The organism is Streptomyces sediminimaris, assembly GCF_047049295.1.
In the GTDB taxonomy this organism is placed as follows: domain Bacteria; phylum Actinomycetota; class Actinomycetes; order Streptomycetales; family Streptomycetaceae; genus Streptomyces; species Streptomyces sediminimaris.
Window position 1 is genome coordinate 5,631,028 of sequence record NZ_JBJWOT010000001.1, and the last position, 26,720, is coordinate 5,657,747.

Annotated in this window: 27 protein-coding genes and 1 riboswitch; of the genes, 13 read left to right on the forward strand and 14 right to left on the reverse strand. The window is 71.0% G+C overall.

The features are described from left to right. Positions 1–56: 56 nt before the first annotated feature. Positions 57–183, reverse strand: a riboswitch (cobalamin riboswitch). A 75-nt stretch (positions 184–258) separates the two neighbouring features. From ACJ9NR_RS26255 to ACJ9NR_RS26270, 4 genes are all read right to left on the reverse strand, one after another. Then, the gene (locus ACJ9NR_RS26255) at positions 259–765 is read right to left on the reverse strand and encodes a GNAT family N-acetyltransferase (RefSeq protein ID WP_412493384.1); all 507 of its coding nucleotides are present in this window, start codon (positions 763–765) and stop codon (positions 259–261) included. Positions 766–883: 118 nt separating this feature from the next. Continuing rightward, on the reverse strand, positions 884–2,512 hold the full coding sequence (gene mctP / locus ACJ9NR_RS26260; protein WP_412493385.1) for a monocarboxylate uptake permease MctP: 1,629 nt from the start codon (positions 2,510–2,512) through the stop codon (positions 884–886). Continuing rightward, positions 2,509–2,772 (reverse strand): DUF3311 domain-containing protein, encoded by a 264-nt coding sequence (locus tag ACJ9NR_RS26265; RefSeq protein WP_412493386.1) that lies wholly within the window; start codon positions 2,770–2,772, stop codon positions 2,509–2,511. Before ACJ9NR_RS26265 ends, mctP begins: the two co-directional genes overlap by 4 nt. Positions 2,773–3,003: 231 nt before the next feature. Beyond that, complete coding sequence (locus ACJ9NR_RS26270; RefSeq protein WP_412493387.1) at positions 3,004–3,768, reverse strand: GntR family transcriptional regulator; 765 nt, start codon at positions 3,766–3,768, stop codon at positions 3,004–3,006. 305 nt (positions 3,769–4,073) lie between these two features. On the opposite strand from ACJ9NR_RS26270, the gene ACJ9NR_RS26275 reads away from it, so the two are divergent. From ACJ9NR_RS26275 to ACJ9NR_RS26290, 4 genes are all read left to right on the forward strand, one after another. Beyond that, positions 4,074–5,357 (forward strand): extracellular solute-binding protein, encoded by a 1,284-nt coding sequence (locus ACJ9NR_RS26275; protein WP_412493388.1) that lies wholly within the window; start codon positions 4,074–4,076, stop codon positions 5,355–5,357. A gap of 107 nt (positions 5,358–5,464) precedes the next feature. Then, positions 5,465–6,451: a carbohydrate ABC transporter permease gene (locus ACJ9NR_RS26280; RefSeq protein WP_412493389.1), complete on the forward strand. Its 987-nt coding sequence runs from the start codon at positions 5,465–5,467 to the stop codon at positions 6,449–6,451. Continuing rightward, positions 6,448–7,305, forward strand: a complete 858-nt coding sequence (locus tag ACJ9NR_RS26285) for a carbohydrate ABC transporter permease (protein WP_412493390.1) — start codon at positions 6,448–6,450, stop codon at positions 7,303–7,305. Before ACJ9NR_RS26280 ends, ACJ9NR_RS26285 begins: the two co-directional genes overlap by 4 nt. A 9-nt stretch (positions 7,306–7,314) precedes the next feature. Next, entirely contained in the window at positions 7,315–8,811 is a 1,497-nt protein-coding gene (locus ACJ9NR_RS26290; protein WP_412493391.1) for a glycoside hydrolase family 3 protein, read from the forward strand. Positions 8,812–8,908: 97 nt separating this feature from the next. Here ACJ9NR_RS26290 and nagB read toward each other — a convergent pair whose 3' ends face one another. Beyond that, positions 8,909–9,694, reverse strand: coding sequence for a glucosamine-6-phosphate deaminase (gene nagB, locus ACJ9NR_RS26295; RefSeq protein WP_412493392.1), 786 nt, complete (start codon positions 9,692–9,694; stop codon positions 8,909–8,911). A gap of 198 nt (positions 9,695–9,892) precedes the next feature. Between nagB and ACJ9NR_RS26300 the strand changes: the two genes are divergently transcribed. The 3 genes from ACJ9NR_RS26300 (at position 9,893) to ACJ9NR_RS26310 (ending at position 13,562) form a co-directional block, all read left to right on the forward strand. Further along, positions 9,893–10,963: an SIS domain-containing protein gene (locus ACJ9NR_RS26300; RefSeq protein ID WP_412493393.1), complete on the forward strand. Its 1,071-nt coding sequence runs from the start codon at positions 9,893–9,895 to the stop codon at positions 10,961–10,963. Between the two features lie 99 nt (positions 10,964–11,062). After that, positions 11,063–11,710, forward strand: coding sequence for a TetR/AcrR family transcriptional regulator (locus tag ACJ9NR_RS26305; RefSeq protein WP_412493394.1), 648 nt, complete (start codon positions 11,063–11,065; stop codon positions 11,708–11,710). Between the two features lie 376 nt (positions 11,711–12,086). Beyond that, positions 12,087–13,562 carry a sensor histidine kinase gene (locus ACJ9NR_RS26310; RefSeq protein ID WP_412493395.1) on the forward strand — a complete coding sequence of 492 codons (1,476 nt, stop codon included), beginning with the start codon at positions 12,087–12,089 and terminating at the stop codon, positions 13,560–13,562. Positions 13,563–13,768: 206 nt separating this feature from the next. On the opposite strand, the gene ACJ9NR_RS26315 is transcribed toward ACJ9NR_RS26310, so the two are convergent. Together ACJ9NR_RS26315 and ACJ9NR_RS26320 are read right to left on the reverse strand one after the other, a co-directional pair. After that, entirely contained in the window at positions 13,769–14,026 is a 258-nt protein-coding gene (locus ACJ9NR_RS26315) for a WhiB family transcriptional regulator (protein ID WP_006142322.1), read from the reverse strand. Positions 14,027–14,347: 321 nt separating this feature from the next. After that, a complete protein-coding gene (locus ACJ9NR_RS26320) occupies positions 14,348–15,316 on the reverse strand; it encodes a diacylglycerol/lipid kinase family protein (protein WP_412493396.1) in 969 nt (322 codons plus the stop codon). A 141-nt stretch (positions 15,317–15,457) separates the two neighbouring features. Between ACJ9NR_RS26320 and ACJ9NR_RS26325 the strand changes: the two genes are divergently transcribed. Then, entirely contained in the window at positions 15,458–15,913 is a 456-nt protein-coding gene (locus ACJ9NR_RS26325) for a hypothetical protein (protein ID WP_412493397.1), read from the forward strand. A gap of 19 nt (positions 15,914–15,932) precedes the next feature. Here ACJ9NR_RS26325 and ACJ9NR_RS26330 read toward each other — a convergent pair whose 3' ends face one another. The 3 genes from ACJ9NR_RS26330 to ACJ9NR_RS26340 all read right to left on the reverse strand — a co-directional run bounded on the left by ACJ9NR_RS26330 (position 15,933) and on the right by ACJ9NR_RS26340 (position 18,036). After that, positions 15,933–17,045, reverse strand: coding sequence for an RNA polymerase sigma factor SigF (locus ACJ9NR_RS26330; RefSeq protein ID WP_412493532.1), 1,113 nt, complete (start codon positions 17,043–17,045; stop codon positions 15,933–15,935). 47 nt (positions 17,046–17,092) lie between these two features. Beyond that, a complete protein-coding gene (locus tag ACJ9NR_RS26335; protein ID WP_004925829.1) occupies positions 17,093–17,506 on the reverse strand; it encodes an ATP-binding protein in 414 nt (137 codons plus the stop codon). A 269-nt stretch (positions 17,507–17,775) separates the two neighbouring features. Beyond that, positions 17,776–18,036 (reverse strand): UBP-type zinc finger domain-containing protein, encoded by a 261-nt coding sequence (locus tag ACJ9NR_RS26340; protein ID WP_412493398.1) that lies wholly within the window; start codon positions 18,034–18,036, stop codon positions 17,776–17,778. Between the two features lie 62 nt (positions 18,037–18,098). Here ACJ9NR_RS26340 and ACJ9NR_RS26345 point away from each other — a divergent pair, with 62 nt between their 5' ends. Continuing rightward, on the forward strand, positions 18,099–19,700 hold the full coding sequence (locus ACJ9NR_RS26345) for a Na+/H+ antiporter (RefSeq protein ID WP_412493399.1): 1,602 nt from the start codon (positions 18,099–18,101) through the stop codon (positions 19,698–19,700). An 11-nt stretch (positions 19,701–19,711) separates the two neighbouring features. On the opposite strand, the gene ACJ9NR_RS26350 is transcribed toward ACJ9NR_RS26345, so the two are convergent. Both ACJ9NR_RS26350 and ACJ9NR_RS26355 read right to left on the reverse strand, forming a co-directional pair. Continuing rightward, entirely contained in the window at positions 19,712–20,620 is a 909-nt protein-coding gene (locus ACJ9NR_RS26350; protein WP_412493400.1) for a 1-aminocyclopropane-1-carboxylate deaminase/D-cysteine desulfhydrase, read from the reverse strand. Continuing rightward, entirely contained in the window at positions 20,617–21,252 is a 636-nt protein-coding gene (locus ACJ9NR_RS26355; protein ID WP_412493401.1) for an N-acetylmuramoyl-L-alanine amidase, read from the reverse strand. Before ACJ9NR_RS26355 ends, ACJ9NR_RS26350 begins: the two co-directional genes overlap by 4 nt. 306 nt (positions 21,253–21,558) lie before the next feature. Here ACJ9NR_RS26355 and ACJ9NR_RS26360 point away from each other — a divergent pair, with 306 nt between their 5' ends. The 4 genes from ACJ9NR_RS26360 to ACJ9NR_RS26375 all read left to right on the forward strand — a co-directional run bounded on the left by ACJ9NR_RS26360 (position 21,559) and on the right by ACJ9NR_RS26375 (position 25,411). After that, positions 21,559–22,965 (forward strand): family 2B encapsulin nanocompartment shell protein, encoded by a 1,407-nt coding sequence (locus tag ACJ9NR_RS26360; RefSeq protein ID WP_412493402.1) that lies wholly within the window; start codon positions 21,559–21,561, stop codon positions 22,963–22,965. A 113-nt stretch (positions 22,966–23,078) separates the two neighbouring features. After that, positions 23,079–24,164: a family 2 encapsulin nanocompartment cargo protein polyprenyl transferase gene (locus tag ACJ9NR_RS26365; protein ID WP_412493403.1), complete on the forward strand. Its 1,086-nt coding sequence runs from the start codon at positions 23,079–23,081 to the stop codon at positions 24,162–24,164. A 341-nt stretch (positions 24,165–24,505) separates the two neighbouring features. Beyond that, positions 24,506–25,099 carry a GNAT family N-acetyltransferase gene (locus ACJ9NR_RS26370; RefSeq protein WP_412493404.1) on the forward strand — a complete coding sequence of 198 codons (594 nt, stop codon included), beginning with the start codon at positions 24,506–24,508 and terminating at the stop codon, positions 25,097–25,099. 90 nt (positions 25,100–25,189) lie between these two features. Continuing rightward, positions 25,190–25,411 carry a hypothetical protein gene (locus ACJ9NR_RS26375; protein WP_412493405.1) on the forward strand — a complete coding sequence of 74 codons (222 nt, stop codon included), beginning with the start codon at positions 25,190–25,192 and terminating at the stop codon, positions 25,409–25,411. Between the two features lie 252 nt (positions 25,412–25,663). Here ACJ9NR_RS26375 and ACJ9NR_RS26380 read toward each other — a convergent pair whose 3' ends face one another. Both ACJ9NR_RS26380 and ACJ9NR_RS26385 read right to left on the reverse strand, forming a co-directional pair. Next, positions 25,664–26,077: a VOC family protein gene (locus tag ACJ9NR_RS26380; RefSeq protein WP_412493406.1), complete on the reverse strand. Its 414-nt coding sequence runs from the start codon at positions 26,075–26,077 to the stop codon at positions 25,664–25,666. An 18-nt stretch (positions 26,078–26,095) separates the two neighbouring features. Further along, complete coding sequence (locus ACJ9NR_RS26385; protein ID WP_412493407.1) at positions 26,096–26,497, reverse strand: helix-turn-helix transcriptional regulator; 402 nt, start codon at positions 26,495–26,497, stop codon at positions 26,096–26,098. Positions 26,498–26,720: the final 223 nt, after the last annotated feature.

The window sequence follows — 26,720 nt, forward strand, 5'->3', positions numbered from 1 at the left end:
GCCGCGTCCACCGGCCCACTCCACGAGGCCCGGACGTCGAAGCACCCGGACCACGGCGGCCGGGCGCGCTGTCGGCAGGTCCTCGGACTGACGCCCATGGGTGCGGACACGCATGGGTACACCGTTGCGGGACAGTTCCGGATTCGCACCGGATTCCCCTGCGGCGACAGCGAGCATGAGCATACATCTTGTGCCCGGTCTGAGAAGCACCCCCATATGTTGTGTCGTGTGGGTGTGTCGCCGTGATTTCGGAGCGTGTCAGAACGTCAACTGATAGGTGAGCAGCCGGAGGTCCGCCACGCCCGGCAGCGGGTTCCAGTCGCGCTCGGGAACACGGGCGAAGCCCGCGCGCTCGTAGATGCGGTGGGCGGCGAGCATGGCGCGCTGGGTCGACAGGACGACACCGGTGCAGCCGTCCACGGCCCGGGACCGGTCGACACAGGCGCGCACGAGGGCCTCCCCGGCGCCCCGGCCGCGAGCCGCCGGGGCGACCGCGAGCATGCGTATCTCGGCCTCCCCGGGCCGGGCGATGTCGGCCATGGGGCCGCCCGAGGGCACGAGGGTGACCCCGCCGAGCAGCTGCCCGTCCGCCTCCGCCACCAGCACCCGCGCGGCGGCCGCCCGCCCGGCCACGTCCTTCAGCTCGGCCAGGTACCGGCCGCCGCTGTCGAAGGCGAGCAGCCCGTCCCGGAGGTAGGCCTCGGCGGTGATCCCGCCCAGGATCTCGTAGTCGGCGGGTCCTGCCCGCCGGATCACCACGTCCATGCACCGAGTGTGGCGGACGAGTACGACAACGGGCCGCCGGAATGCTCCGGCGGCCCGTTCGGTCACGACGGCTCCGGCGTGACGGCTCCCGCGTTCCCGACCTCACGGGTCAATACACCTAGCGCGACTCCGCCGCCGTCGCGGGCGGCAGTTCCACCTGCACGCCCGGGTCGCCGGCGTCCACGGTGTAGTCGTCCGCCGCGGTCTCGTCGACACCCTCCGGGGCCTTCACGGCCTTCAGGACGAAGGTCAGGACCACCGTGACCACCGCGTTCATGACGAACGCGGTCAGGCCGATGTAGCCGATCTGGCCGAGCCCGGGGATCTCCTTCGCCGAGCCGCCGAAGTGCGCGTGCGTCGGCGAGGCGACGCCGTACGCGGCGACGGTGCCGTAGACCATGCCGACCGCCCAGCCGCCGAGCAGCGCCCAGCGGTGGAACCAGCGGGTGAACAGACCGCCGACCAGGGCCGGGAAGGTCTGCAGGATCCAGATGCCGCCCAGCAGCTGGAAGTTGATGGCGACCGTCTTGTCCATGGTGAGGACGAAGGCCAGCGCGCCGACCTTCACCAGCAGCGACACGATCTTGGAGACCTGGGCCTCCTGCTTCGGCGTGGCGTCCGGTTTGATGAAGTCCCGGTAGATGTTGCGGGTGAAGAGGTTCGCGGCCGCGATCGACATGATCGCCGCCGGCACCAGCGCACCGATGCCGATGGCCGCGAAGGCCACCCCCGTGAACCAGTCCGGGAACATGTTCTCGAACAGCTGCGGGATCGCCAGCTGCCCGTTGGTGACCTTGACCCCGGCCGCGATCGCCATGAAGCCCAGCAGCGCCAGCAGACCCAGCATCAGGGAGTACAGCGGCAGGATCGTGGTGTTGCGGCGGATCACCTCACGGCTGCGCGAGGAGAGCGTCGCGGTGATCGAGTGCGGGTACATGAACAGCGCGAGCGCGGAGCCCAGCGCCAGGGTGGCGTACGCCCACTGGCCCGTCCCCGGGGGTACGAGAGCGCCGCGCGGCTTGCCGGTCGCCGGGTTGGTCTGCGTGAACGCCGCGCTCGCCTTCGCGAAGATGTCGTCGAAGCCGCCGAGCTTGATCGGGATGTAGATGATCGCCACGGCGATGACGATGTAGATCAGCGCGTCCTTCACGAACGCGATCAGCGCGGGGGCCCGCAGGCCCGAGGAGTAGGTGTACGCCGCGAGCACACCGAAGGCGATCAGCAGCGGCAGGTCCTTCACGAACCCGTTGGTGCTGTCGCCGCCGCCGACGCCCATCACGTCCAGCACGGCCTGGATGCCGACGAGTTGGAGGGCGATGTACGGCATGGTGGCGAGGATGCCGGTGATCGCGACGGCCAGCGACAGGCTCTTCGAGCCGAAGCGGCCGCGCACGAAGTCCGAGGTCGTGACGTATCCGTGCCGGTGGGAGACCGACCACAGGCGGGGCAGGAAGGTGAAGATCAGCGGGTAGACCAGGATGGTGTACGGCACCGCGAAGAAGCCGGCCGCGCCCGCCGCGTAGATCGCCGCGGGCACGGCGACGAACGTGTACGCCGTGTACAGGTCGCCGCCGAGCAGGAACCAGGTGACCCAGGTGCCGAACGACCGGCCGCCCAGGCCCCATTCGTCGAGCGAGTGCTCGTTCTCGGCCTTGCGCCAGCGCGCCGCGAGGAAGCCCATGGCCGTCACGGCCACGAAGAAGAAGATGAAGACGCCGAGTGCGACGCCGTTCACGCCGTCCTTCACTCCGACCCACCGTCCTTGTGTGCGGCGCGGGCGCGCTGGTCACGGTTCCACAGCTGGTACGCGACCATCGTCAGCGCGGTGGCGATCAGCACCCAGAGCATCTGGTACCAGTAGAAGAACGGGATGCCGATGAAGGCCGGGCCGGTCCTGGAGTACGAGCCGACCCAGAGCATCGCCACGAACGGTGCGATCAGGCAGAGGGCGATGACCACACGCATCGGGGTCACCACCGGGGGTCTCACTTCGGGCACTTCGGACATGGTGCGGCTCCGTCCCCTCACGATCACCTGTGATCACCTGTGTAATGCGCAGGCAATCTAGGTCACCGTGTCACGGCAACGGAAGACCTCGTCCGCATATCGGCATGTCGATTCAGTGAAGGCCCAGTCTCGAGTGCACAACGGTGTCACGGGTGCGCCGCGCGGGGGCCGCGGGGCGGCCCGTCGGGCGCCCGCGGCGGCGTCACGCCGCGTGCGCCGGCGTGGAGGGCCTCAGTCCTGGGGGCGCTTGAGGCGTGCGACGAACTTGTAGCGGTCGCCCCGGTACACCGAGCGCACCCACTCCACCGGCTGCCCGTCCCGGTCCAGGGAGTGCCGGGAGAGCATCAGCATCGGCAGGCCCACGTCGGTGCCGAGCAGGCCGGCCTCGCGCGGGGTGGCCAGCGAGGTCTCGATGGTCTCCTCGGCCTCGGCGAGATGGACGTCGTAGACCTCCGCGAGGGCGGTGTAGAGAGAGGTGTACTTGGCCAGGGACCGGCGCAGGGCGGGGAAGCGCTTGGCGCTGAGGTGGGTCGTCTCGATGGCCATCGGCTCGGCGTTGGCCATGCGCAGGCGCTCGATGCGCAGCACCCGGCCGCCCGCGGTGATGTCGAGCAGCTCGGCGAGGCGGTCGTCGGCCGTGATGTAGCCGATGTCCAGCAGCTGGGAGGTCGGCTCCAGGCCCTGGGCGCGCATGTCCTCGGTGTAGGAGGTGAGTTGCAGCGCCTGCGAGACCTTGGGCTTGGCGACGAAGGTGCCCTTGCCCTGGATCCGCTCCAGCCGGCCCTCCACCACCAGCTCCTGGAGGGCCTGGCGCACCGTGGTGCGGGAGGTGTCGAACTCGGCGGCCAGGGTGCGCTCGGGCGGTACCGGGGTGCCGGGCGACTGCGTCTCCGTCATGTCGAGCAGGTGCTTCTTCAGGCGGTAGTACTTGGGCACGCGCGCGGTACGGACACTTGCCCCGCCCTCGTTCTCCGCACTGCTGACCTCGGTGCTCATGCTCTGCCTTCCCGGCTCCGGATGCGGGTCACTTCGTGATCCCTTCTGTATACCGGCGCTGTCTGTTCTGGTCTAGTCCACAGCTCAAGTGGTCTAGCGGAAGAGAGTACTCCGCCGCCGGTGTTTTCGCTGGCTTCTTACTTAAAGGTTCTTGCATATGTAGGTCGCATAACGGCTGGTCAGAGGGGTTTCGAGCGCTCTTGACAGGCCCTCTGGTCTGGTCCAAGCTCCCCCTACTGGTCTACACCATTGGTTCAGGTCCCGGCCTGGGGGCGGGAGGTGTGGGCATCCCTGAGGAGGGTGGCGTGAAGCGCAAGCTCATAGCCGCGATCGGTATCGCGGGCATGATGGTCTCCATCGCGGCGTGTGGTGGCAACGACGGCAACGGCTCTTCCAGCAGCGGCGCGGACGCCAAGGAGCTGACCGTCTGGCTCACCGTCGACGCCCAGAACAACTGGCCGGACCTGGTGAAGGCCGCCGACGCCGCGGTGAAGAAGAAGCACCCCGGCATCAAGATCAACCACGAGTACTACGGCTGGCCGGACAAGAACACCAAGCTCGACGCCGTCCTCGCCACCGACAAGGCCCCCGACGTGGTCGAGATGGGCAACACCGAGATGCTGGGCTACATGGTCAAGGGCGCCTTCGCGCCCGTCGACCCGGCGAAGTTCAGCAACTCCTCCGCCTGGCTGGACGGCCTCAAGGCCTCGGTGACGTACGACGGCAAGACCTACGGCGTCCCCTACTACGCCGGCGGCCGCGTCGCCAACTGGCGCAAGGACGTCTTCGCCTCGGTCGGCGTGAAGACCCCGCCGAAGACGTACGCCGAACTCACCGCCGCCCTGGACAAGGTGCAGAAGAAGGAGGGCGACAAGTTCTCCGCCTGGTACCAGCCCACCCGTGACTGGTACGCGGCCATGTCCTTCGTCTACGACGCCGGCGGCTCCATCGCCAAGCAGGACGGCGGCCAGTGGAAGGCCAACCTGTCCTCGCCGGAGTCCGTCAAGGGCCTCACCGAGTTCAAGAACGTCATCGACAAGTACATGCACGGCGACAAGACCAAGGACGAGTCGGACCGTTACATCGTCTACGGCCAGGGCAAGTCCGGCATGATCTTCGGAGCGGCCTGGGAGGGCGCGACCGCCGCCGACCCGAAGAACGACAAGACCGGCAAGCTCAAGGACAACCTCGAGAACTTCGTGATGCCGGGTCCGTCCGGCAAGAACATGCCCGTCTTCCTGGGCGGCAGCGACCTGGCCATCCCGGTGAAGTCCAAGGCGCAGGCCGTCGCCGCCGAGTGGATCAACGCCTTCACCGGTCCCGCCGGCCAGAAGGGCCTGATGGCCAAGGGCAACCTGCCCAACAACAAGACGGACCTCGCGACGCTGAAGAACGACCCGGCCACCGCGGTCCCGGCCACCGCCGCCGAGTCCAACTGGTTCGTCCCGATGGCCCCCGGCTGGGGCCAGGTCGAGAAGGCCCAGGTCCTGCAGACGATGCTGCAGAACATCGGCACCGGCAAGAAGTCGGTCGAGGCCGCCGCGAAGGAGGCGGACGCCGCGATCGACAAGGTCATCAACACCAAGTGACCTACGCGGCAGGGCCCGCGGCCTCCGGTGGCCGGGGGCCCTGCTTCCCGTACAGACCGTACGGGCTTCGCTTTCGTACGACCTGAGGGACCGCTGAGGAGCGCGCCATGAGTGCCGCAGACACGACCACCCCCGCCAAGGTGCCGCCGGCGCGGCAGGCGCCACCACCGCCGGTCGGGAAGAACCCGCGCAGAAGCCGGACCTCCGGCGGCGCGGCCACGCCGTGGCTGCTGCTCGCGCCCTGCCTGCTGGTCCTCGCCCTGGTGATGGCGTATCCGCTGTTCCGCCTGGTCACGCTCTCCTTCCAGAGCTTCGGCCAGTCCCAGCTGTGGGGCTTCAAGCCCGCCGAGTGGGTCGGCTTCGACAACTTCGCCAAGGTCCTCGGCGACAGCGAGTTCTGGGCCGTGGTCCTGCGGACCATCATCTTCGCGGCCGGCTGCGTGATCCTCACGATGGTCCTCGGCATGCTCGTGGCGCTGCTGCTGCAGAAGGTCTCCGGCTGGGTGAAGACGATGATCAACATCGTGCTGATCGCCAGCTGGGGCATGCCGGTCATCGTGGCCACGACCGTCTTCAAGTGGCTCTTCGACTCGGACTACGGCGTCTTCAACGCGCTGCTGAGCAAGCTGCCCGGTGTCGACATGGTCGGCCACAACTGGTTCGCCAGCGGGCCCCAGGGGCTGGCCGTGATCATGCTGCTCGTGGTGTGGGGGGCCGTCCCCTTCGTCGTCATCACGCTGAGCGCGGGCCTGACCCAGGTGCCCAAGGAACTGGAGGAGGCGGCCCGGCTCGACGGCGCGGGCCCGCTGGGAGTCTTCCGCTACGTCACCCTCCCCATCCTCAAACCGATCATCGTGATGCTCACGACCCTGTCGGTGATCTGGGACATGGGTGTCTTCCCGCAGGTCTTCGTGATGCGCGGCGGCCATCCCGAGGCCGAGTTCCAGATCCTCAACACCTATTCCTACGACCGCGCGTTCGTGGTCAACGACTACGCCCAGGGCTCGGCGATCGCCCTGCTGACCGTGCTGCTGCTGCTCGGTGTCGTCGCCGTCTACATGCGCCAGATGCTGAAGATCGGAGAGGTCGAATGACCAGCGTGAACGCCGTGACCCCGGGCGGCAGGCGGCGCGCAAGGCCGCGCCTGGGCTGGAACCTGCTGGGTCTCGTCGTCTTCCTGGTCGCCGGCTTCCCGCTCTACTGGATGCTCGACACGGCCTTCAAGCCGGCGAAGGACGCCATCGACCCGGACCCGAGCCTGTTCCCGACCGGGTTCACGCTCGACAACTTCCGCCGGGCGCTGGACATCGCGGACTTCTGGGGCCCGGTCGGGCGCAGCCTCGTCGTGTCCCTCGCGGTCGTCGTGATCGGCATGGTCGTCGGCGTGCTGGCCGCACTGGCCATCTCCCGGTTCGCCTTCCGCGGCCGCAAGGTGGTCATCGTCGGCATCCTGGCGGTCCAGATGGTGCCGCTGGTCGCCATGATCATCCCGGTCTTCCTGCTGCTGAACGACCTCGAGCAGTACGACAAGCTCACGGGCCTGATCATCACGTACCTGACCTTCATCCTCCCCTTCACGGTGTGGACGCTGCGCGGCTTCATCGTCAACATCCCCCGGGAGCTGGAGGAGGCGGCGATGGTCGACGGGTGCAGCCGCACCAGCGCCTTCATCCGCGTGGTCTTCCCGCTGCTCGCCCCCGGCATGGTCGCCACCTCGGTCTACGCCTTCATCCAGGCCTGGAACGAGTACATCTACGCCCTCATGCTGCTCAGCCAGAAGCACCAGACCGCGACCGTCTGGCTCGGCAACTTCACCACCAAGCACGGCACCGAATACGCCCCGATGATGGCGGGGGCCACGATGATGGCCGTACCGATCGTCGTGCTCTTCCTCCTCGTCCAGCGCAAGATGGCCGCGGGGCTCACCGCGGGCGCAGTGAAGGGATAACGCGACCTGATGACACGGCCGACATTCGCCAGCGGCACCGACACCCTCACACGGGACGCGCTGACCGTCCTCCAGCCCGGGTTCACCGGGACCACCGCCCCCGACTGGGTGCTGCGCCGCCTCGGCGAGGGGCTCGCCTCGGTCGGCCTGTTCGGCCGCAACATCGCCTCGCCGGAGCAGGTGGCCGCCCTGACCGCGCGGTTGCGCGCCGAACGCGACGACGTCCTGGTCGCCATCGACGAGGAGGGCGGGGACGTGACCCGCCTGGAGGTGCGCACCGGCTCCTCCTTCCCCGGCAACAACGCGCTGGGCGCGGTGGACGACGTCGAGCTCACCCGGGACGTGGCCGCCGAACTCGGCCGCCGGCTGGCCGCCTGCGGGGTGAACCTGAACTGGGCGCCCTCGGCCGACGTGAACTCCAACCCGGAGAACCCCGTGATCGGCGTACGGTCCTTCGGCGCCGGCACCGACCTGGTCGCCCGGCACACCGCGGCCTACGTCACGGGCCTGCAGTCCGCCGGGGTCGCCGCCTGCACCAAGCACTTCCCGGGCCACGGCGACACGGCCGTCGACTCCCACGACGCGATGCCGCGCATCGACGTGGACGCCTCGGTGCTCGACGCCCGCGACCTGACCCCGTTCCGCGCGGCCATCGCCGCGGGCAGCCGCGCCGTCATGAGCGCGCACATCCTCGTCCCCGCCCTGGACCCGAACCGCCCCGCGACGCTGTCGCCCCGCGCGCTCACCGAACTGCTCCGCGGCGAACTCGGCTACGGCGGCCTCATCGTCACCGACGGCATGGAGATGAAGGCGATCGCGAGCACGTACGGCATCGAGCGCGGCAGCGTCCTGGCCGTGGCCGCCGGCGCCGACGCGATCTGCGTGGGCGGCGGCCTCTCCGACGAGGAGACCGTACGGCGCCTGCGCGACGCCCTGGTCTCGGCGGTGCGCACCGGCGAACTCCCCGAGGAGCGGCTCGCGGACGCGGCCGCACGCGTACGCTCCCTGGCCCGCTGGACCGCCGAGGCGGCGAAGGCAGGCCCGGTCCGCGCTCCCGACGAGGAGGTGGGCCTGCGCGCGGCCCGCCGCGCCGTGCGGGTGACCCCGGCTGGGCACTTCACCCCGCTCACCGAGCCGCCCTACGTCGCCGCCCTCACCCCCGTCGCCAACTTCGCGGTGGGCGACCAGACCCCCTGGGGCGTCGCGGCGGAACTCTTCCGCCTCCTGCCCGGCACCGAGACCGGCAGCTTCTCCGCCGAGGACGCGGGACGCGCCGTCCTCGACGCCGCCGGCTCCCGCCGCATCGTGGCCGTCCTGCGCGACGAACACCGCCACCCCTGGATGGCGACGGCCCTCGACACCCTGCTCGCGGCCCGCCCCGACACCGTCGTGGTCGAGATGGGCCTGCCGCAGGCGGCTCCCCGCGGCGCCCTGCACATCGCCACCCACGGTGCCGCCCGCGTCTGCGGCCGGGCGGCGGCGGAGGTCATCGCGGGGGCCGGCTGAGCCCGGCCGGCCCCGCCCGCCGGGACGCGGCGGGCGCAGGACGGAAGGCGCCGGAACCCGCGGGGGGCCCGGCGCCTTCCCGTTCCCGGTCGGCGGCTCAGATCCCCTGCCACTCGGGCTTGCCGGCGTACGTGTGCCGGAAGTAGTCCGCGAGCTTCAGCTCGGACGCGGCGTCCTCGTCGACCACGACCGTCGCATGCGGGTGCAACTGCAGCGCGGAGGCGGGGCACACCGCGGCCACCGGCCCCTCCACGGTCGCGGCGACCGCGTCCGCCTTGCCCTCTCCCGTCGCGAGCAGCACCAGGTGCCGGGCCTGGAGGATCGTCCCGATGCCCTGGGTGATGACGTGGTGCGGCACCTGCGCGATGTCGCCGCCGAAGAAGCGCGCGTTGTCGATCCGGGTCTGCTCGGTGAGCGTCTTGATCCGGGTCCGCGAGGCCAGCGACGAGCACGGTTCGTTGAACCCTATGTGCCCGTCGGTGCCGATCCCGAGCAACTGGAGATCCACCCCGCCCGCCTCGGCCAGCGCCCTGTCGTACGCCTCGCACGCCTTCTGCACGTCCGCGGCGGTCCCGTCGGGTCCCATGAAGGCGTCCATGCCGATGCCGAGCGGCTCCAGCACCTCGCGCCCGAGCACCGAACGGTAGGACTCCGGATGCTCGGCCGGCAGCCCCACGTACTCGTCGAGCTGCGCGATCCGCGCCCGCGAGGCGTCCACGGCCCCGGAGCTCACCCTGGCCGCGAGCGCCTCGTAGACGGGCAGCGGGGTCGAGCCGGTGGCCACCCCGAGCAGCGCCTCGGGCTTGCGCCTCAAAAGCCGCGCCATGGCCTCGGCGATGAGCTCGCCGCCCGACTTGGCATCCGGAACGATGACAACTTCCACGCTGGGCCTGCCGATCTGAAGGGCTGTGTGGTTTAGACCAATCTAACAGGAGGGGCCCCGCGCGGCACAGATGGAACGGACGGCACCCTCCTTCCCGGCGGCACCGCCGGTACCGGCGGTACACACCCAGGACAGGCGCCGTTCGGCGCGGGGGAGTGGCATGGTGCTGCACAACAGCCCGACCCCGAGGAGCCCAGCATGACCGCCGCGACACCGGACCCCCGCAACGACGTCCCGGGCCGGATCATGGCCCGCGAGATGGCCGAGCAGCCCGCCGTACTGCACCGGATCCTGGAGGAGGGCGCCCCCGCGATCCGGCGCACGGCCCAGGACATCGCCGCCCGCGCCCCCCGTTTCGTCCTGCTGACCGCCCGCGGCACCTCCGACAACGCCGCCCTCTACGCCAAGTACCTCCTGGAGATCCGCCTCGGCCTGCCCTGCGGCCTGACCTCGATGTCGACCACCACGGCGTACGGCGCCCGCCCCGACCTCACCGACGTCCTGGTGATCACCGTCAGCCAGTCCGGCGGCTCCCCGGACCTGGTGGCCTCCACCCGCGCCGCCCGTGAGGCCGGCGCCATCACCCTCGCCGTGACCAACAACCCCGACTCACCGCTGGCCGGTGTCTCCGAGTACCACCTCGACATCATGGCCGGTCCGGAGAGGGCGCTCCCCGCGACCAAGACCTACACGGCCTCCCTCCTCGCCCTCTACCTCTTCGTCGAGGGCCTGCGCGGCGGCGACGGCGGTGCCGCGAAGGTCCTGCCGGAGCTCGCCGGGCAGCTGCTCGCCCGGCAGGACGAGGTCCGCGCCCTCGCCGCCCGCTACCGCTTCGCCGAACGCATGGTCATCACCTCCCGCGGCTACGGCTACCCGACCGCCAAGGAAGCCGCCCTCAAGCTGATGGAGACCAGTTACATCCCGGCCCTGTCCTACTCCGGCGCGGACCTGCTGCACGGCCCGCTCGCGATGGTCGACAACGTCTCGCCGGTCATCGCGGTGGTCACCGACGGCAAGGGCGGCGAGGCGCTTCAGCCCGTCCTCGACCGGCTGCGCGGGCGCGGTGCCGACCTGTTCGTCGTCGGGCCCAGGAGCCAGGTCGAGCAGGCCTCGGCCGGCTTCGTCCTGCCCACCGAGGGCGTGGCCGAGGAGGTCCAGCCCATTCTGGAGATCCTTCCGCTGCAACTCCTTTCCTACGAGATCACCATCGCCCGGGGCCAGGACCCGGACGCGCCACGCGCCCTGGCGAAGGTGACGGAGACGCACTGAGCGGCGGCGGTGACCGCTCATTTACCTATCGGTCGTTACAGAAAAGACCGTACAGGAGCCCCCGGACATTTCTCTAGCAGCCGCTATACAATTCACTCCATGGTGGACGGCGAGGAGACCAGGGCGAAGGCCGGCGCGGCGGCCAGGCCGCGCGGCCGACCCCGTTCCTTCGACCGCGAGACCGCGCTGGAGAAGGCGCTGATGGCCTTCTGGGAGCACGGGTACGAGGCGACCTCGGTCTCCGATCTCACCCGCGTCATGGGCATCGGCGCACCGAGCCTGTACGCCGCCTTCGGCGACAAGCGCGCGCTGTTCCAGGAGGTCGTGATCTCCTACGGCACGCGGTACGGCTCCTTCGCCGACCGCGCCCTGGCCGAGGAGCCCACGGCCCGCACGGCCGTCGAACGGCTGCTGCGCGAGGCCGCCGCCGCGTACACCGCCCCGGGCCGTCCGCACGGCTGCCTCGTCCTGCACGCGGCCACGAACTGCTCCAGCCCCGAGGTGGAGGCGTCCCTGCGCGAGCGGCGCAGGGCCGACCTCGCCGCCTTCGAGAGTCGTACGAAGGCGGACATCGAGGCAGGCGTGCTGCCGGCCGGCACGAACGCCACCGCGTTCGCCCGGCACACCGGAGCGGTCCTCCAGGGCATGTCCCAGCAGGCGCGCGACGGCGCGAGCCGCGAGGAACTCGAGGCACTCGCCGAAATTGCCATGGCGATCTGGCCGCGCACACGAACCCACACGGGTTAGGCTGCCTGCTGGATGCCAGGACGTCCGAGTAGTCGCCGCGACCGCGGAACGACAACAACAAACAGCCTTCAACGCATGGACACACGGAGTGGTCTAGTCCACAATTGCGTAGAAGCACTCGAGTCCAGCGTGCGAAGCAAGCGAGCTTCCGTCCTCCCCGCACAGGAGGACGGACGGAGGAACCGGAGCTCTCTGCCCTGACTGCCCCGGGTCCTCATCCTTCGGCCGACCGGGACCGCACACCCCGCGGCCGTTGTTGCTCCGGGCTGCGGTGCCGGGAGGGTTGAGGGTCCCTCCCAGGCGCCGCGGCCCGCGGGTGTTCCCGGGGGCCGCGCACATTTCGGAGCGGTACAAACCGCCAGGTACGCTCACACTCGTGCCCTCCATGAACGAACTGGTCCGCCAGCACACCGCCCTCGACGACTCCGACCTCGAGTGGCTCCACCTGCTGGTCTCGGAGTGGCAGCTGCTGTCCGACCTCTCCTTCGCCGACCTCGTCCTGTGGGTCCCCACCCGCGACGGCACCCGGTACGTCTCGGTCGCCCAGATGCGCCCCAACACCGGCCCCACCTCGTACCAGGACGACATGGTCGGCCACCTCGTGCCCCGCGGTCGCCGACCCATGCTGGACGCGGCGCTCGACGAGGGACGGATCGTGCGCGAGGGCGATCCGGAGTGGCGCGAGGAGGTTCCGGTCCGGGTCGAGTCGATCCCGGTACGACGGGACGGGCGCGTCCTCGGCGTCATCGCGCGCAACACCAACCTGCTGACCGTACGCACCCCGAGCCGCCTCGAACTGACCTATCTGCAGAGCGCCTCGGACCTGGCCCAGATGATCGCGGCCGGCTCCTTCCCGTTTCCCGACCAGCAGATGGACATGGACGCCGCGCCGCGCGTCGGCGACGGCCTGATCCGCCTCGACGCCGACGGCATCGTGCAGTACGCCTCTCCGAACGCGCTCTCCGCCTACCACCGCATGGGCCTCGCCTCCGACCTCGTCGGCCAGCACCTGGGCAGGACCACCGCCGAACTCGCCCCCACCCGCGGCCCCGTGGACGAGGCGCTCGCCAAGGTGGCCAGCGGCTGGGCGCCCCGCGAGTTCGAGATCGAGGCGCACGACGGGGTCATCCAGTTCCGCGCGATCCCGCTCAAGCCCAAGGGCACCCGCATCGGCTCGCTGGTCCTGCTCCGCGACGTCACCGAACTGCGTCGCCGCGAGCGCGAGTTGATCACCAAGGACGCGACCATCCGGGAGATCCACCACCGGGTGAAGAACAACCTCCAGACGGTCGCCGCGCTGCTGCGCCTGCAGGCCCGGCGCATCGAGTCCGACCGCGGCCGTGAGGCGCTCGAAGAGGCGGTCCGCCGCGTCGGCTCGATCGCGATCGTGCACGAGACGCTCTCGCAGAACCTGGACGAGCGCGTGGAGTTCGACGACATCGCCGACCGGGTGCTGGCGATGGTCGCCGAGATCTCCCCGGGCAAGGTCACCGGCCGGCGCAGCGGACGCTTCGGCATCCTCGACGCCGAGGTGGCCACCCCGCTGTCGATGGTCCTGACGGAGATCCTGCAGAACGCCCTCGAACACGGCTTCCGTGAGGGCGACACCGGCACGGTCGAGGTCTCCGCGATCCGCGGGGGCACCTCCAAGGAGGCCCGTCTCCTGGTCACCGTCCAGGACGACGGCGTCGGCCTCCCCGAGGGCTTCGATCCGCACACCTCCGGCAACCTCGGCCTGCAGATCGTACGGACCCTGGTGGAGGGGGAGTTGGGCGGTACGTTCGACATGGTCCGGGCACCGGAGCGCGGCACTCGCGTGATCCTGGACGTGCCGGTGCAGACGGACAAGTAGGCCGCCGGGTACGGGTCTTCCTCGGCCCCGGCGGTGCCCGGCCCGGGCGCGTACAGCAAGAAGCCCCGGACCATGGGGTCCGGGGCTGACATGCTCGTTGCCAGCTTGTGCTGCGCATCGGGGGTACTGCGCGCTGCGGCTCGGGGGCGGGAGATGCGCACTCGCTGTACGCGCCGCCAAGCTCAGGCTGTTGCGGGGCGGGTGTGTCAGGCGGAGGCCTGACGGGCCCGGTTGCGGGCGGCACGGCGCTTCATCGCGCGACGCTCGTCCTCGCTGAGACCACCCCAGACGCCGGAGTCCTGACCGGACTCGAGCGCCCACTGCAGACACTGATCCATGACGGGGCAGCGACGGCAGACGGCCTTGGCTTCCTCGATCTGCAGCAGCGCAGGACCGGTGTTGCCGATGGGGAAGAAGAGCTCGGGGTCTTCCTCGCGGCAAACGGCGTTGTGACGCCAGTCCATGGCTGCTACCTCTCCTTGGTATTACATGCGGGTTGCTTGTGAATGTGAACGCTTTCACGAATCCCTCAACAAGTGAAGGGCCTACCGCCGGGTCTTCCCCGGCGTGGTCCTGTGGAATGAAGAGGGGTTCCGGTGGTCTGGAGACGCTGGTGTTGCGAGCTGTCCCGACCGCCACGTAGAGACTCGCAAACCTCAGCGGCGGATACAACCCCTTCCGAAAAGTTTTTTTTGATTCCTCGGTGTCGACTAGGTCACAGCCGTACTTCCATGGGGTGGATCCTGGCCTAAACGTTCGAGTGAAAGGACTTCAGCCCTTTCTGCTCACACAATCACACGCAGTGCACGGCGTACGCCTGTGAACGTCACGCTGGTGCGCACTCCCAGGTGGTCGCCGTCCATCTGAAGGGGCAGAGGCACCTTCGAATGCAAGGTGAACCGGTCCAGGTCGTGCAGCGTCACGGCGTGCTTTCCCCGGGCGCCGCGCTCGGGGGACGAAGTGAGCAACTGGGTCGCATACCGGGCAGCCGAGACCGTCGACATACGGCTGAGACCGAGCATGTCGAGGCCGGTGTCGAACGAGGCCTCAGGCGTCGCGTACACCGGACGGTTGCCCAGATACGTCCAGGGCGAGGTGTTGCAGATTATGGACAGCACCAGATCGGTCACGGGGTCCTCGCCCGGCCGCTCCAGGGTGATGGTGCCGTGCCGGCGGTGCGGCTCCCGCAGGAACTGCCGCAGGACCTGTCGGAGGTAAAGGGCGTGCGTGGATCTCCTGCCCTGCTCGCGCTGCTGCTCCACCCGGCCGACCACGCCCGCGTCGAAGCCGAGCCCCGCGCAGAAGGTGAACCAGCGGGCCGGCACCGCCTCGTCCTCGGTGCCCGGCGTGCCGGCGGCGATGCCCATGCCGACGGTGCGTTCGCTGCCCTCGCGCAGGGCGTCCAGCAGCGCGCCGGTCGCCTCGACGGAGTCGTTGGGCAGCCCCAGGGCGCGGGCGAAGACATTGGTGGAACCGCCGGGGACCACGGCGAGCCGGGGCAGGCGCTCCGGGTCGGGGCCGGCGTGCAGCAGGCCGTTGACCACCTCGTTGACCGTGCCGTCGCCGCCGAGGGCCACGACCAGGTCGATGTCGTCGCTGTCCGCCGCCTGCCGACCGAGGTCGCGCGCGTGGCCGCGGTACTCGGTGGTGACCGCGTCGAGCTTCATCTCGCTCGCCAGGGCGTGGATCAGGACGTCGCGCCTACGTGCGCTTGTGGTGGTGGCAGCTGGGTTGACCACGAGAAGTGCACGCATGAAGGGCAGGGTACCTACTGGGAAGTACCCGGCACAGCGCGAGGTAGGGATCAGGTAAGAGATGGGGGCGTGAGTCTCGCCACGGGTCCCTCGCTCGACCTGCCCCCGGGGGGCCGGTGTCCCCGGCGCTACCCTTCAGGGGTGACCAGTGAGAAGACCCCCGCCACCGAGGAAGAGGAAGCGGCCGCTCCCCGCCCGCGCCGCCTGACGTATGCCGCGGCCCTCGCCGGTCTGGAGGGGGCGGCGCTGCTCGCCGGGGGCGTCTGGATGCTGGTCGAGGGGCTGACCGGGAACCCGGACGACCGGCAGTCCGCCGTCACCGGTGGAATCACGCTCGTCGTCCTCGCCCTGCTCCCGCTGCTGGCCGCGCGCGGGCTGCTCGCCCGGCGCAGCTGGAGCCGCGGTCCCGCCGTCATCACGCAGATCATGGCGCTGCCGGTGGCCTACAACCTGCTGCGGGCGGACAGCGTGGCCATCCCGGCGGGCATCGCGATCGCGGTCGTCGCCGTCGTCGCGCTCGTCCTGCTGATCAATCCCGCCACGACCCAGGCCCTCGGGATCCGGGGCCCGGGCCGTGCGCGGGACGGCGAGCGGTAGTCCCGCTTCCGCCGGCGCTCTACTCCTCCACCAGGAGCTTCTCGCGCAGCTGGGCCAGTGTGCGCGCCAGCAGCCGGGAGACGTGCATCTGGGAGATGCCGACCTCCTGGGCGATCTGCGACTGGGTCATGTTGCCGAAGAAGCGCAGCAGCAGGATGCGCTTCTCCCGGGGCGGAAGGTCCTCCAGGAGCGGCTTGAGCGACTCGCGGTACTCGACGCCCTCCAGGGCCTCGTCCTCCGCGCCGAGAGTGTCCGCGACCGCCGGCGACTCGTCGTCGGTGTCGGGGACGTCCAGCGACAGCGTGGAGTAGGCGTTGGCCGACTCCAGGCCCTCCAGGACCTCCTCCTCCGAGATCGACAGCTTCTCGGCGAGTTCGTGGACCGTGGGGGAGCGGCCGTGCTGCTGCGAGAGCTCGGCGGTCGCCGTGGTGAGCGCCAGGCGCAGCTCCTGCAGCCGCCGCGGCACCCGCACCGCCCAGCCTTTGTCGCGGAAGTGCCGCTTGATCTCGCCGACGACCGTCGGGGTGGCGTACGTCGAGAACTCCACGCCGCGCTCCGGGTCGAAGCGGTCGACCGACTTGATCAGGCCGATGGTGGCGACCTGGGTGAGGTCGTCCAGCGGCTCGCCGCGGTTGCGGAAGCGGCGCGCGAGGTGCTCGACGAGCGGCAGGTGCATGCGGACCAGCTTGTTGCGCAGCTCCGCGTACTCCGGGCTGCCGTCCTTCAGCTCGCGCAGCTCGACGAACATCGCGCGGGCTCCGCTGCGGTCCTGTGCGTCGTGCTGTGCGGCCTGCCGCACGCTCGGCTGGTCCTGACCGTCGCCCTCGGCGTTTCGCTCGTGCTCGCTCATCGTCCCGCCCGTCGCCCTTCCCCGAGCCGTTGCCTCCTCCCCCGCACTCGGCTTCGCTCGAGCGGGGGCACCCCCACGGACCGGGGCGAGCCCGTACTGCCCGGCCGGAGGCGTGCTCTGCGCGGCACCGTCCCGTCCTCGCCGCCCGTCCTGGGGGGCGGCGGGTCGCGCGGAGTCGTCCTCCGGATGCGGCCGGGCCTGCTCGGGAATGCCGTCGATCCCCTCGGTGCCGCCGGCGACGTCCCGCACGCGTCGGGACCCGCCTGTGCCCTCGGGCGGCAGCTCTCGTGTGCCGCGCTCTTCGTCACGCACCGGCCCGTCCCCTGTCCTCACGCCGGCCCGGGTCCCGCGCCGCGCTGTTTGTAGAGGCTGATCGAAACGGTCTTGTCCTCGTCCACGGCCGAGGAGACCTTGCCCGCGAGAGCGGACAGGACGGTCCAGGCGAAGGTGTCCCGCGAGGGGGCGTGGCCGTCCGTGGTCGGGGCCGAGACGGTGACCTCGAGCGAGTCGTCGACGAGCCGGAAGACGCAACTGAGCACCGAGCCGGGCACGGCCTGCTGGAGCAGGATCGCGCAGGCCTCGTCCACCGCGATGCGAAGGTCCTCGATCTCGTCGAGGGTGAAGTCCAAGCGGGCCGCGAGGCCGGCAGTCGCCGTACGCAGCACCGACAGGTAGGCACCCGCAGCCGGCAGCCGGACTTCCACGAAGTCCTGGGTCGCGGGCTCGCCTGCGATCTGGGACACCCTCACCTCCAAGGTGGGTACAAGCTAATCGGGGCCGAGGGTCGCCCCCCGGGATAACGCGATGGGTCTTCAGCGGTGACGCTATCGCGCTCTGAAGTTACCTGTCCCCGGGACCCCAACCCTTGCCGTCACTCACAGTAAAACTGCGAATACGCTCCGTGTCTAGAGGTCTGCGGCTCCAATTGGGAAGAACGCGCGCCGGGTTGACGTACCCAGACGTCAGACGGTCGAACCGTCCGGCCCACGGAACGCTCCCCGGCTGTCCAGGGTCACACGAGAACATGGTCCACGAAGCACCAACGCCAGTTCTCGCCGGGCTCGAAGGTCTGCATGATCGGGTGGCCGGTGTCCTTGTGGTGCCCCGTCGCATGCCGGTTCGGCGAGGAGTCGCAGCACGCGACATGGCCGCAGGTGAGGCAGAGCCGCAGCTGGACCGGGTGGGTGCCGTCGCGCAGACACTCCTCGCACGTCTCGCTGAGCGGACCGGGTTGCGGGTCTGGCAGCGCGTCGGCGTGCGTGCACTGTTTCATGATTGCCAGATTACGACGGGTGTGCGGATGGCCGCGCGGAAAAACGAGGGCGGGCGAGGACGATGGACGTGATGCCACTGCTGTTGCTGGTGGCGGGCAGTACCGCGATCGCCGCGGCCGCCCGGCGCACCCCGGTGCCGGCCCCGCTGCTGCTCGTCGCGGTGGGGCTCGCCGTGTCCTACCTGCCGGGCGTGCCGGACTACACGCTGGACCCGGAGATCGTGCTGCCCCTGGTGCTGCCCCCGCTGCTGCACAAGGAGGCCGTCGAGAGCTCCTACCTCGACCTGCGGGCGACGATGCGGCCGGTGGCGCTGCTGTCGGTGGGGTACGTGCTGTTCGCGACCTTCGTCGTGGGCTGGATCGCCTATCTCGTCGTACCGGGGCTCCCGCTGCCCGCGGCGCTGGTGCTCGGCGCCGTGGTGGCGCCCACGGACGCGGTCGCGGCGGCGGCCGTCGCCCGCCGGGTGGGGCTGCCGTCCCGGATCACCACGATCCTCCAGGGCGAGTCGCTGCTCAACGACGCCACCGCGATCACCGCGTACCGGGTGGCGGTGGCGGCAGCCGTCGGCGAGGGCGCCTCCTGGATCGGCGGCATCGGCGAGTTCCTGCTGGCGGCGGTCGGCGGCGTCGCGGTCGGGCTGGTCCTCATGGCGCCGATCCACTGGCTGCGCACCCATGTGAAGGAGGCGCTGCTGCAGAACACCATGTCCCTGCTGATCCCGTTCGTCGCCTACGCCGTCGCCGAGCAGGTGCACGCCTCCGGCGTCCTCGCCGTCGTGGTCGTCGCGCTCTACATCGGGCACCGCGCGTGGGAGGTCGACTTCGCCACCCGCCTTCAGGAGGAGGCGGTGTGGAAGGTGGTCGCCTTCGTCCTGGAGTCCGCGGTCTTCGCGCTCATCGGCCTCCAGCTGCCGGTCGTCCTCAAGGGCCTCGGCGAGTACCAGGGCGTCGACGCCGCCTGGTACGCGGTGGCCGTCTTCCTCGTGGTCGTCGTCGCCCGGTTCGTCTGGGTGTATCCGGGCACCTTCGTGCCCCGCCTGCTCTCCGCGCGGATCAGGGAGCGCGAGGACAACCCGACGTGGAGAGGACCGATCGTGACGTCCTGGGCCGCCATGCGGGGCGTCGTCTCGCTGGCCATCGCCTTCTCGATCCCGCTCACCGTGCACGGCGGCGGCCCCTTCCCGCAGCGCAACCTCATCCTCTTCCTCACCTTCACCACCGTCATCGGCACCCTGGTGGTGCAGGGCCTCACCCTCGCCCCGGTGATCCGCCTGCTGAAGTTCCCCGGCCGGGACGCGCAGGCCGAGACCCTCGCGGAGGCCAACGCCCAGGCGCAGGCCTCCCGCGTCGCCGAGCGGCGCCTGGACGAACTCCTCACCGACGAGCGCAACGCCCTTCCGCCGCCGCTGGCCGACCGCCTGCGCCAGGTCCTGGAGCGCCGCCGCAACGCCGTCTGGGAACGCCTCGGCCAGGTCAACCCGGTCACCGGCGAATCGGTCGACGACACCTACCGCCGCCTTTCCCGGGAGATGATCGGCGCCGAGCGCGCGATGTTCGTGAGACTGCGGGACGGCCGCCACATCGACGACGAGATGCTGCGGACGCTGCTGCGCCGGCTGGACCTGGAGGAGGCGGCGGCCTACCGGGAGACGGCACAGGGCTGAGCGGCGCGGGCCTATGGGAAGGGCCGCCCCGTGATCACGGCCGCCACCGTCGTCCCGTGCGGGAAGGCGCCCTCTTCCGCGAGGGCGACAAGTCCGTACAGCAACTTGGCGACATAGAGACGTTCGACCGGGAGGCCGTGGCGGTTCTCGAAGTCCTCCGCGAAGGCGTCGAGGCAGGCCGGGGCGCGGGCGTAACCGCCGAAGTGGAAGCGGTCGTCGAGGGTCCAGACGCCGCGCCGGCCGCCGAACGCCCGCTCCTGCAGGTCCACTATGTCGGCGGTCAGGAAACCGCCCCTGAGGACGGGCACGCCGAGCGCGCGCTGACCGGGGGCCAGCCCCGCGGCCAGCCCGGCGAGCGTGCCGCCGGTGCCGCAGGCGAGGGCGACGACGTCGGCGCGCTCGCGCAGTTCCTCGCCCAGGGCCCGGCAGCCCCGTACGGCTTCGGTGCTGCTGCCGCCCTCCGGGACGACGTACGCGTCCTCGGCGCCGGCCGCGCGCAGCACGCGCGCGAGGACGGCCGGTTCGGTCGTGCGGCGGTAGGCGGACCGCTCGACGAAGTGCAGCCGCATGCCGTCGGCCGCGCACCGGGCGAGGGAGGGGTTGAGGGGTCGGTCGGCCAGCTCCTGCCCGCGCACCACGCCCACCGTGGGCAGCCCGAGCAGGCGGCCCGCGGCGGCCGTGGCGCGCAGGTGGTTGGAGTACGCGCCGCCGAAGGTGAGGACGGTACGGCCGTGCGCGGTGGCGAGAACGGGCGCGAGCTTGCGCCACTTGTTGCCGATCAGCTCCGGGTGGATGAGATCGTCGCGCTTGAGCAGGAGGCGGAGACCCCGCCGGGAGAAGCGCTCGTCCCGGACCTCCTGCACGGGTGAGGGCAGCCGGGGCCCCAGGGCGGCGAGGTCGGGGACGTCGGGGCTGCTCACGGCAGCATTGTCGCGCCCGCACCGGCGCCGCCGCACACCGGCTGCCTGAGTCTTTCCCCCACCCGCCCGCGCAGCCAGGCCATGGTGAACCCCCGCGGGTCCACCTTCCCCGGCTGCCACTCCCGATGACCGATCACCGACCGCTCCGTCCACCCGTGGTGCCGGCACACCGCCGCGGCCGTCCGCTCGACGGCCGCCAGCTGGGCCTCGGGCCAGGGGTCCTTGCCGTTGCCGAGGTTCTCGCACTCGAAGCCGTAGAAGTAGCGGTTGCCGTCGGTGTTCGCCTCGTTGGCCGGCGGCAGCGCCTGCTCGGCGATCACGGCGCGCAGCACGTCGTCGTCACCGAGGCCGGCGTGATTGGCGCGGCCGTAGCCGACCAGGTGGACTCTGCCGTCCTTGGTGATCACTCCGTGGCACAGCGGGCCCGGCAGGCCGGTGCGGCCGTCCCGGCACAGCTCGACGCTGCGGGGGCCGCCGCTCGTCGCCGTGTGATGGATCATGACGCCGTGCACCGGGCCCCACGGCCCCTTGTGGTTGCGATTGTGATGACTCCAGTTGCCGACCTCGACGACCGTGAGGCCTTCTGCCCGCAGGCCGGCCAGGAGACTTCCCGCGGACATGGGTGTGGCCATGACCGCCTCCTTCGTGCTGTGCCGACGGCCGCCCGACGCGACCCTCCGTGTTCGGGGTTGTACCGAAAGTAAGTAGTCGGTCACACATGGTTGCCGGCGGGAGGGGCTGGATCCGGCCATTCGGCGTGCGACGCCCGGGCGTGGCACGGCTGGGCGGAAGTCCCATTTTTGCCCAGCGGTGCGAAGATCCAACCCCGCTCGTTCGTGTAATAGCACCAGCACGCTCCGTGATGGAAGGCTGGTCCGTGCAAGTCGCGATGCACGGCGCCGTCCGCGTCGCCGCAAGACCGGGAGGGCAATTCTCATATGTCGGTAGGCGAAGAGGTCCGTACGGAGCAGGGCAAGCCGCAGCAGAGTCTCGGCACGGCCGCCGCACGGAACCTGGCCACCACCACCAAGTCCGCGCCCCAGATGCAGGAGATCAGCTCGCGCTGGCTGCTGCGGATGCTGCCGTGGGTCAACGTCCAGGGCGGAACGTACCGGGTCAACCGGCGACTGACCTACGCCGTGGGGGACGGCCGCATCACGTTCGTGAAGACCGGTGACCGCGTCGAGGTCATCCCCGCGGAACTCGGCGAACTGCCCGCACTGCGGTCGTACGAGGACGAGGAGGTGCTCGCGGAACTCGCCCAGCGCTGCCGGCAGCAGGAGTTCGCGCCGGGCTCCGTGATCGCCTCGTTCGGCAGCCGGTCCGACGAGGTCCACCTGCTCGCGCACGGCAGGGTCGAGAAGATCGGCACAGGTCCCTACGGCGACGACGCGGTGCTCGGAGTGCTCGCCGACGGCGCCTACTTCGGCGAAGCGGCGCTGCTCGACCCGGACGCCATCTGGGAGTACACGGCACGCGCGGACACCGCCTGCACGGTGCTGAGCCTGTCCCGGCAGGACGTCGAGCAGGTCGCGGAGCGCTCCGACTCGCTGCGTGAGCACCTCCAGCAGCTGCGCTCGATCCCCGAGCAGCGCACCAACAAGTACGGCGAGAAGGCCGTGGAACTCGCCGCGGGCCACAGCGGCGAGCCGGACATCCCGCACACCTTCGTCGACTACGAGGCGAGGCCCCGCGAGTACGAACTGAGCATCGCCCAGACCGTGCTGCGCATTCACTCGCGCGTGGCCGACCTGTACAACCAGCCGATGAACCAGACCGAGCAGCAACTCCGGCTCACCGTCGAGGCGTTGAAGGAGCGCCAGGAGCACGAGCTCATCAACAACCGCGAGTTCGGAATGCTGCACAACTGCGAGTACGACCAGCGGCTCCAGCCGCACGACGGCGTGCCCGGCCCCGACGACCTGGACGAGCTGCTCAGCCGGCGCCGCGGCACCAAGATGCTGCTCGCCCACCCGCGCGCGATCTCCGCGATCGGCCGCGAGCTGAACAAGCGCGGACTCGTCCCCGAGACCCTGGAGGTGGCGGGCAACCGCATCCCGACCTGGCGCGGTGTGCCGATCTACCCGTGCAACAAGATCCCGGTCTCCGAGGCCCGCACGACCTCGATCATCGCCATGCGTACCGGCGAGGCCGAACAGGGCGTGATCGGGCTGCAGCAGGCCGGCCTCCCGGACGAGATCGAGCCGAGCCTGTCCGTGCGCTTCATGGGCATCAACGAGCAGGCGATCATCAAGTACCTGGTGACGGCGTACTACTCGGCGGCGGTCCTGGTGCCGGACGCGCTCGGGGTCCTGGAGAACGTCGAGATCGGCCGCTGGAGGTGACGTTTCGGCACCTTCAGGCCGTGTCCGGGCCCATCGGCGTGGGTAGATCCCGGTCGTACGCGCCCAGCCGGAGCGGAAGCGCCACCGTCCGCGGACTGACCGAGGGAGATCCCATGGCCGAGTTCCTCACGGAGGCGAGACAGCGCACCCGGGCCACCCCGCCGTCCGACGGACACGAGGCGGCGGCGATCCTCGAGCGCACGCGGGCGTCCGTCGACCCGGAACTGCGCGCCGCCATCGACTCGTTGCCCGGCTCCATGCGCCGGATCGCGCTCTACCACTTCGGCTGGGAGCACGCGGACGGCACCCCGGCTGCGGGCAACGCGGGCAAGGCGATCCGCCCCGCGCTCGTCCTCACCGCGGCGAGCGCGCTCGGCGGTCGGGCGGCGCGCGAGGCCGCCGTCCGGGCGGCCGCGGCGGTGGAGCTGGTGCACAACTTCACGCTGCTGCACGACGACGTGATGGACCGGGACACCACCCGCAGGCACCGGCCCACGGCGTGGACGGTGTTCGGCGACGCCGACGCGATCCTCGCCGGGGACGCCCTGCAGGCCCTGGCCCTCGGGCTGCTCGCCGGGGACCCGCACCCGGCGTCCGCCCCGGCTGCCGCCCGGATCGCGGCCTGCGTGGTCGAGCTGTGCGCGGGCCAGCACTCGGACACGGCGCTGGAGCGGCGCGGCCCCGGCGAGGTCACCCTCGACGAGGTGCTGACCATGGCCGAGGCCAAGACGGGCGCGCTGATCGGTTGCGCGTGCGCGCTGGGCGCGCTGTACGCGGGGGCGTCACGCGAGCACGTCGAGGCGCTGGACGCGTTCGGCCGCGAGGCCGGGCTCGCCTTCCAGCTCATCGACGACGTCATCGGCATATGGGGCGATCCGCGCCGCACCGGCAAACCCGCGGGCGCGGACCTGGCAGCCCGCAAGAAGTCCCTGCCGGTGGTCGCCGCGCTCACCTCGGGCACCCCGGCGGCCTCCGAACTGGCCGCGCTGTATGCGGTGCCGTACGAGAAGGAGGACGAGGAGGAGATCGCGCGGACGGCGCTCGCCGTCGAGCGGGCCGGCGGGCGGGACTGGGCGCAGGCCCAGGCCGCCGACCGGATGGCCCGCGCGATGGCCGAACTGTCTCGGGCGGTGGCCGACCCGGCGGAGGCGGGCGGACTGCTCGCGCTGCTGGAGTTCGTGACCCGGCGCAGCACCTGACCGCTGCACCTGACCGCAGTGAAGAAGACCCCGGAGCCCGCCGGGGCCGTGCGGCTCCTGACCCCGCACGGCCACCGTGGCTCCGGCCCGGCGGGTCCCGCACCTCCCCACGGTGTGCGGGGCCCGCCATCCCTTTCCCGGGCTTCCTGGGCTCTTGGGCCTCCCGGGCTTTCCTGAGCCTTCCGGGGCTTTCGTCGGCTTGTCCCAGGTCACCTGAGGTCCGGCCCGCCTCCGGTGCCCTCCGGCGGGCCCCTCGGGCGTCCCTCGAGCGGACTCGCCGAACCGGCCCGTATAGGCTCAACTACCGTACGGCTGACGTCGGTTGAGGTGGAGGACGGGGCATGGGCGTTGCGATCCGCACGGCGGGCGAGCGGGACCGGGAGCTGGTCGTGCGGCTGCTGGACGAGGCGTTCCAGGACGATCCCGTCAGCGGCTGGGTCTTTCCCGGGGACGAGTACCGCCGTACGACGCACCACAGGCTGATGGCCGCGTTCACCGCGATCGTGCTGGAAGAGGGCCGGATCGACGTCACCGAGGACGGCAGCGCGTGCGCGTTGTGGCTGTCGGTGCCCGCCGAGGAGCACGGCGGCGGCGACGAGGAGTTCGCCCGGCTCCGGGAGGCCGTCGACCCCGGGAACGAACGCGTCGAGCTGATCGGCCGGCTGACGGCGCAGGCCCACCCCGCCGGGCGCGCCCACGAGTACCTCTGGATGATCGGCGTGACGCCCGAGCGCCAGGGCGAGGGGCTGGGCACGGCACTCGTCCGGCACGTCCTCCACCGCTGCGACCGCGAGGGCCTGGCCGCCTACCTCGAGGCCAGCAGCCCCCGCAGCCGGGCGCTGTACGAGCGCCTCGGCTTCACTCTCGCGGGGCGCCCCCTCGACCTCCCCGACGGTCCGCAGATGTGGCCGATGTGGCGCGAGCCGCGCGCCTGACCCGCACCTCCCCGGCTGACGCCGTCGCCGGCGACGGCGCGGCCCGTCCGCACCCGCGCGGGCCCGCGCCGACCGGCCTACGCTGAGGGGATGGACAGCTCGCAACCGGTCTGTCCGGTGTGCGGACAGCCCGTGGAGACCGTGATCAGGCGCTACAAGACACTGGGCGCGTGGGTGCCGCGCTGGGTGGCGGGCCCGTGCCGCGATCCCGGCTGCGGGGCCCGCGTCAGCGACGGCGAGCAGGCCGGCGAGACCGGTGAGGCCGACGAGACCGGTGAGGACCCCGGTCGGACGGCCCCGCCGCGGCCCTGACCCCGTCCCGCAGGTCGAGAACCCGGTCCGCGGCGCCTCCCGGAGCGCTCAGGCGCGCGGGCTTCCGGGCCGGGGCCCGTCGCGCCTTCCAGTCGGCGGCCGCGTACGAGTCGGCGGCCGCGTACGAGTCGGCCGCCACGCAGAGCCTGGCACTGGCACTGGCCCTGACCTTGACCCTGAGCCCGGTCGGACAGCGCTGTCTGCTGGGGCGGACGGCCCGGTCGGACGGCTGACGCGAGGCGTCCCGCGCGCTCAGCCGGCGCGCTGCATGAACCGCAGCATGTTCCCCGCCGGATCGCGGAAGGCGCAGTCCCGGACGCCGTAGGGCATGTCCGTCGGCTCCTGGATCACCTCGGCGCCCGATTCCCGGACGCGGGCGAAGAGGGCGTCGCAGTCCTCGGTGGTGAAGTTGACCCCGCGCAGCATGCCCTTGGCCAGCAACTGCTCCATCGCGTCCCGGTCGGCGGGGGAGAGGTCGGGGTTGGCCGCGGGCGGCTCCAGGACGATGGACACGTCCGGCTGGAGCGGCGAACCGACGGTCACCCACCGCATCCCCTCGTACTTGACGTCGTTGCGGATCTCCAGACCCAGGACGTCGCAGTAGAAGGCGACGGCCTTGTCATGGTCGTCGACGGCGATGAAACAGTTGTTCAGTTTCAGGTCCATGAGTCCAACCTAAGGTCGTCACGGGTGCTGTGCCCGTCTCGGGCGCGTGTAGGCCCTGGCCACGCAGGGCGGGATCTCCGCGCTCTCCTCGTGCGAGCGGGCCCGGTAGGAGCTCGGTGTCTCGCCCACCAGCTCCGTGAAGCGGGCGCTGAAGGAGCCCAGGGACGTGCAGCCGACCGCGAGGCAGACCTCCGTCACCGTGAGGTCGCCGCGCCGCAGCAGCGCCTTCGCGCGCTCGATGCGGCGGGTCATGAGATAGCCGTACGGGGTCTCGCCGTAGGCGGCGCGGAAGCTGCGCTGGAAGTGCCCCGGTGACATCAGAGCGGTGCGGGCGAGGGCGGATATGTCGAGGGGCTCGGCGTACTCGCGGTCCATGCGGTCGCGCGCCCTGCGCAGCCGTACCAGATCCTCACGGTTCACCACGTCAGCATCGCACGGCCCCCACCGGCCCGGCACCGGCCGCGGCACACGCCTGGCCCCGGAGCCGTGTCCGCCGCGGCCTGCGCCCGCCTCCGCGTCCCCCGGCCGCCGGACGGCCTCACCGTGACGAAGGGGCCCGGCCGAGGTGTCGGCCGGGCCCCTTCAGGTGCCCGTGGGCCCGCGATGGTGCACCGATCGCCGGTCCTGGGGAACAGGCCTTCGC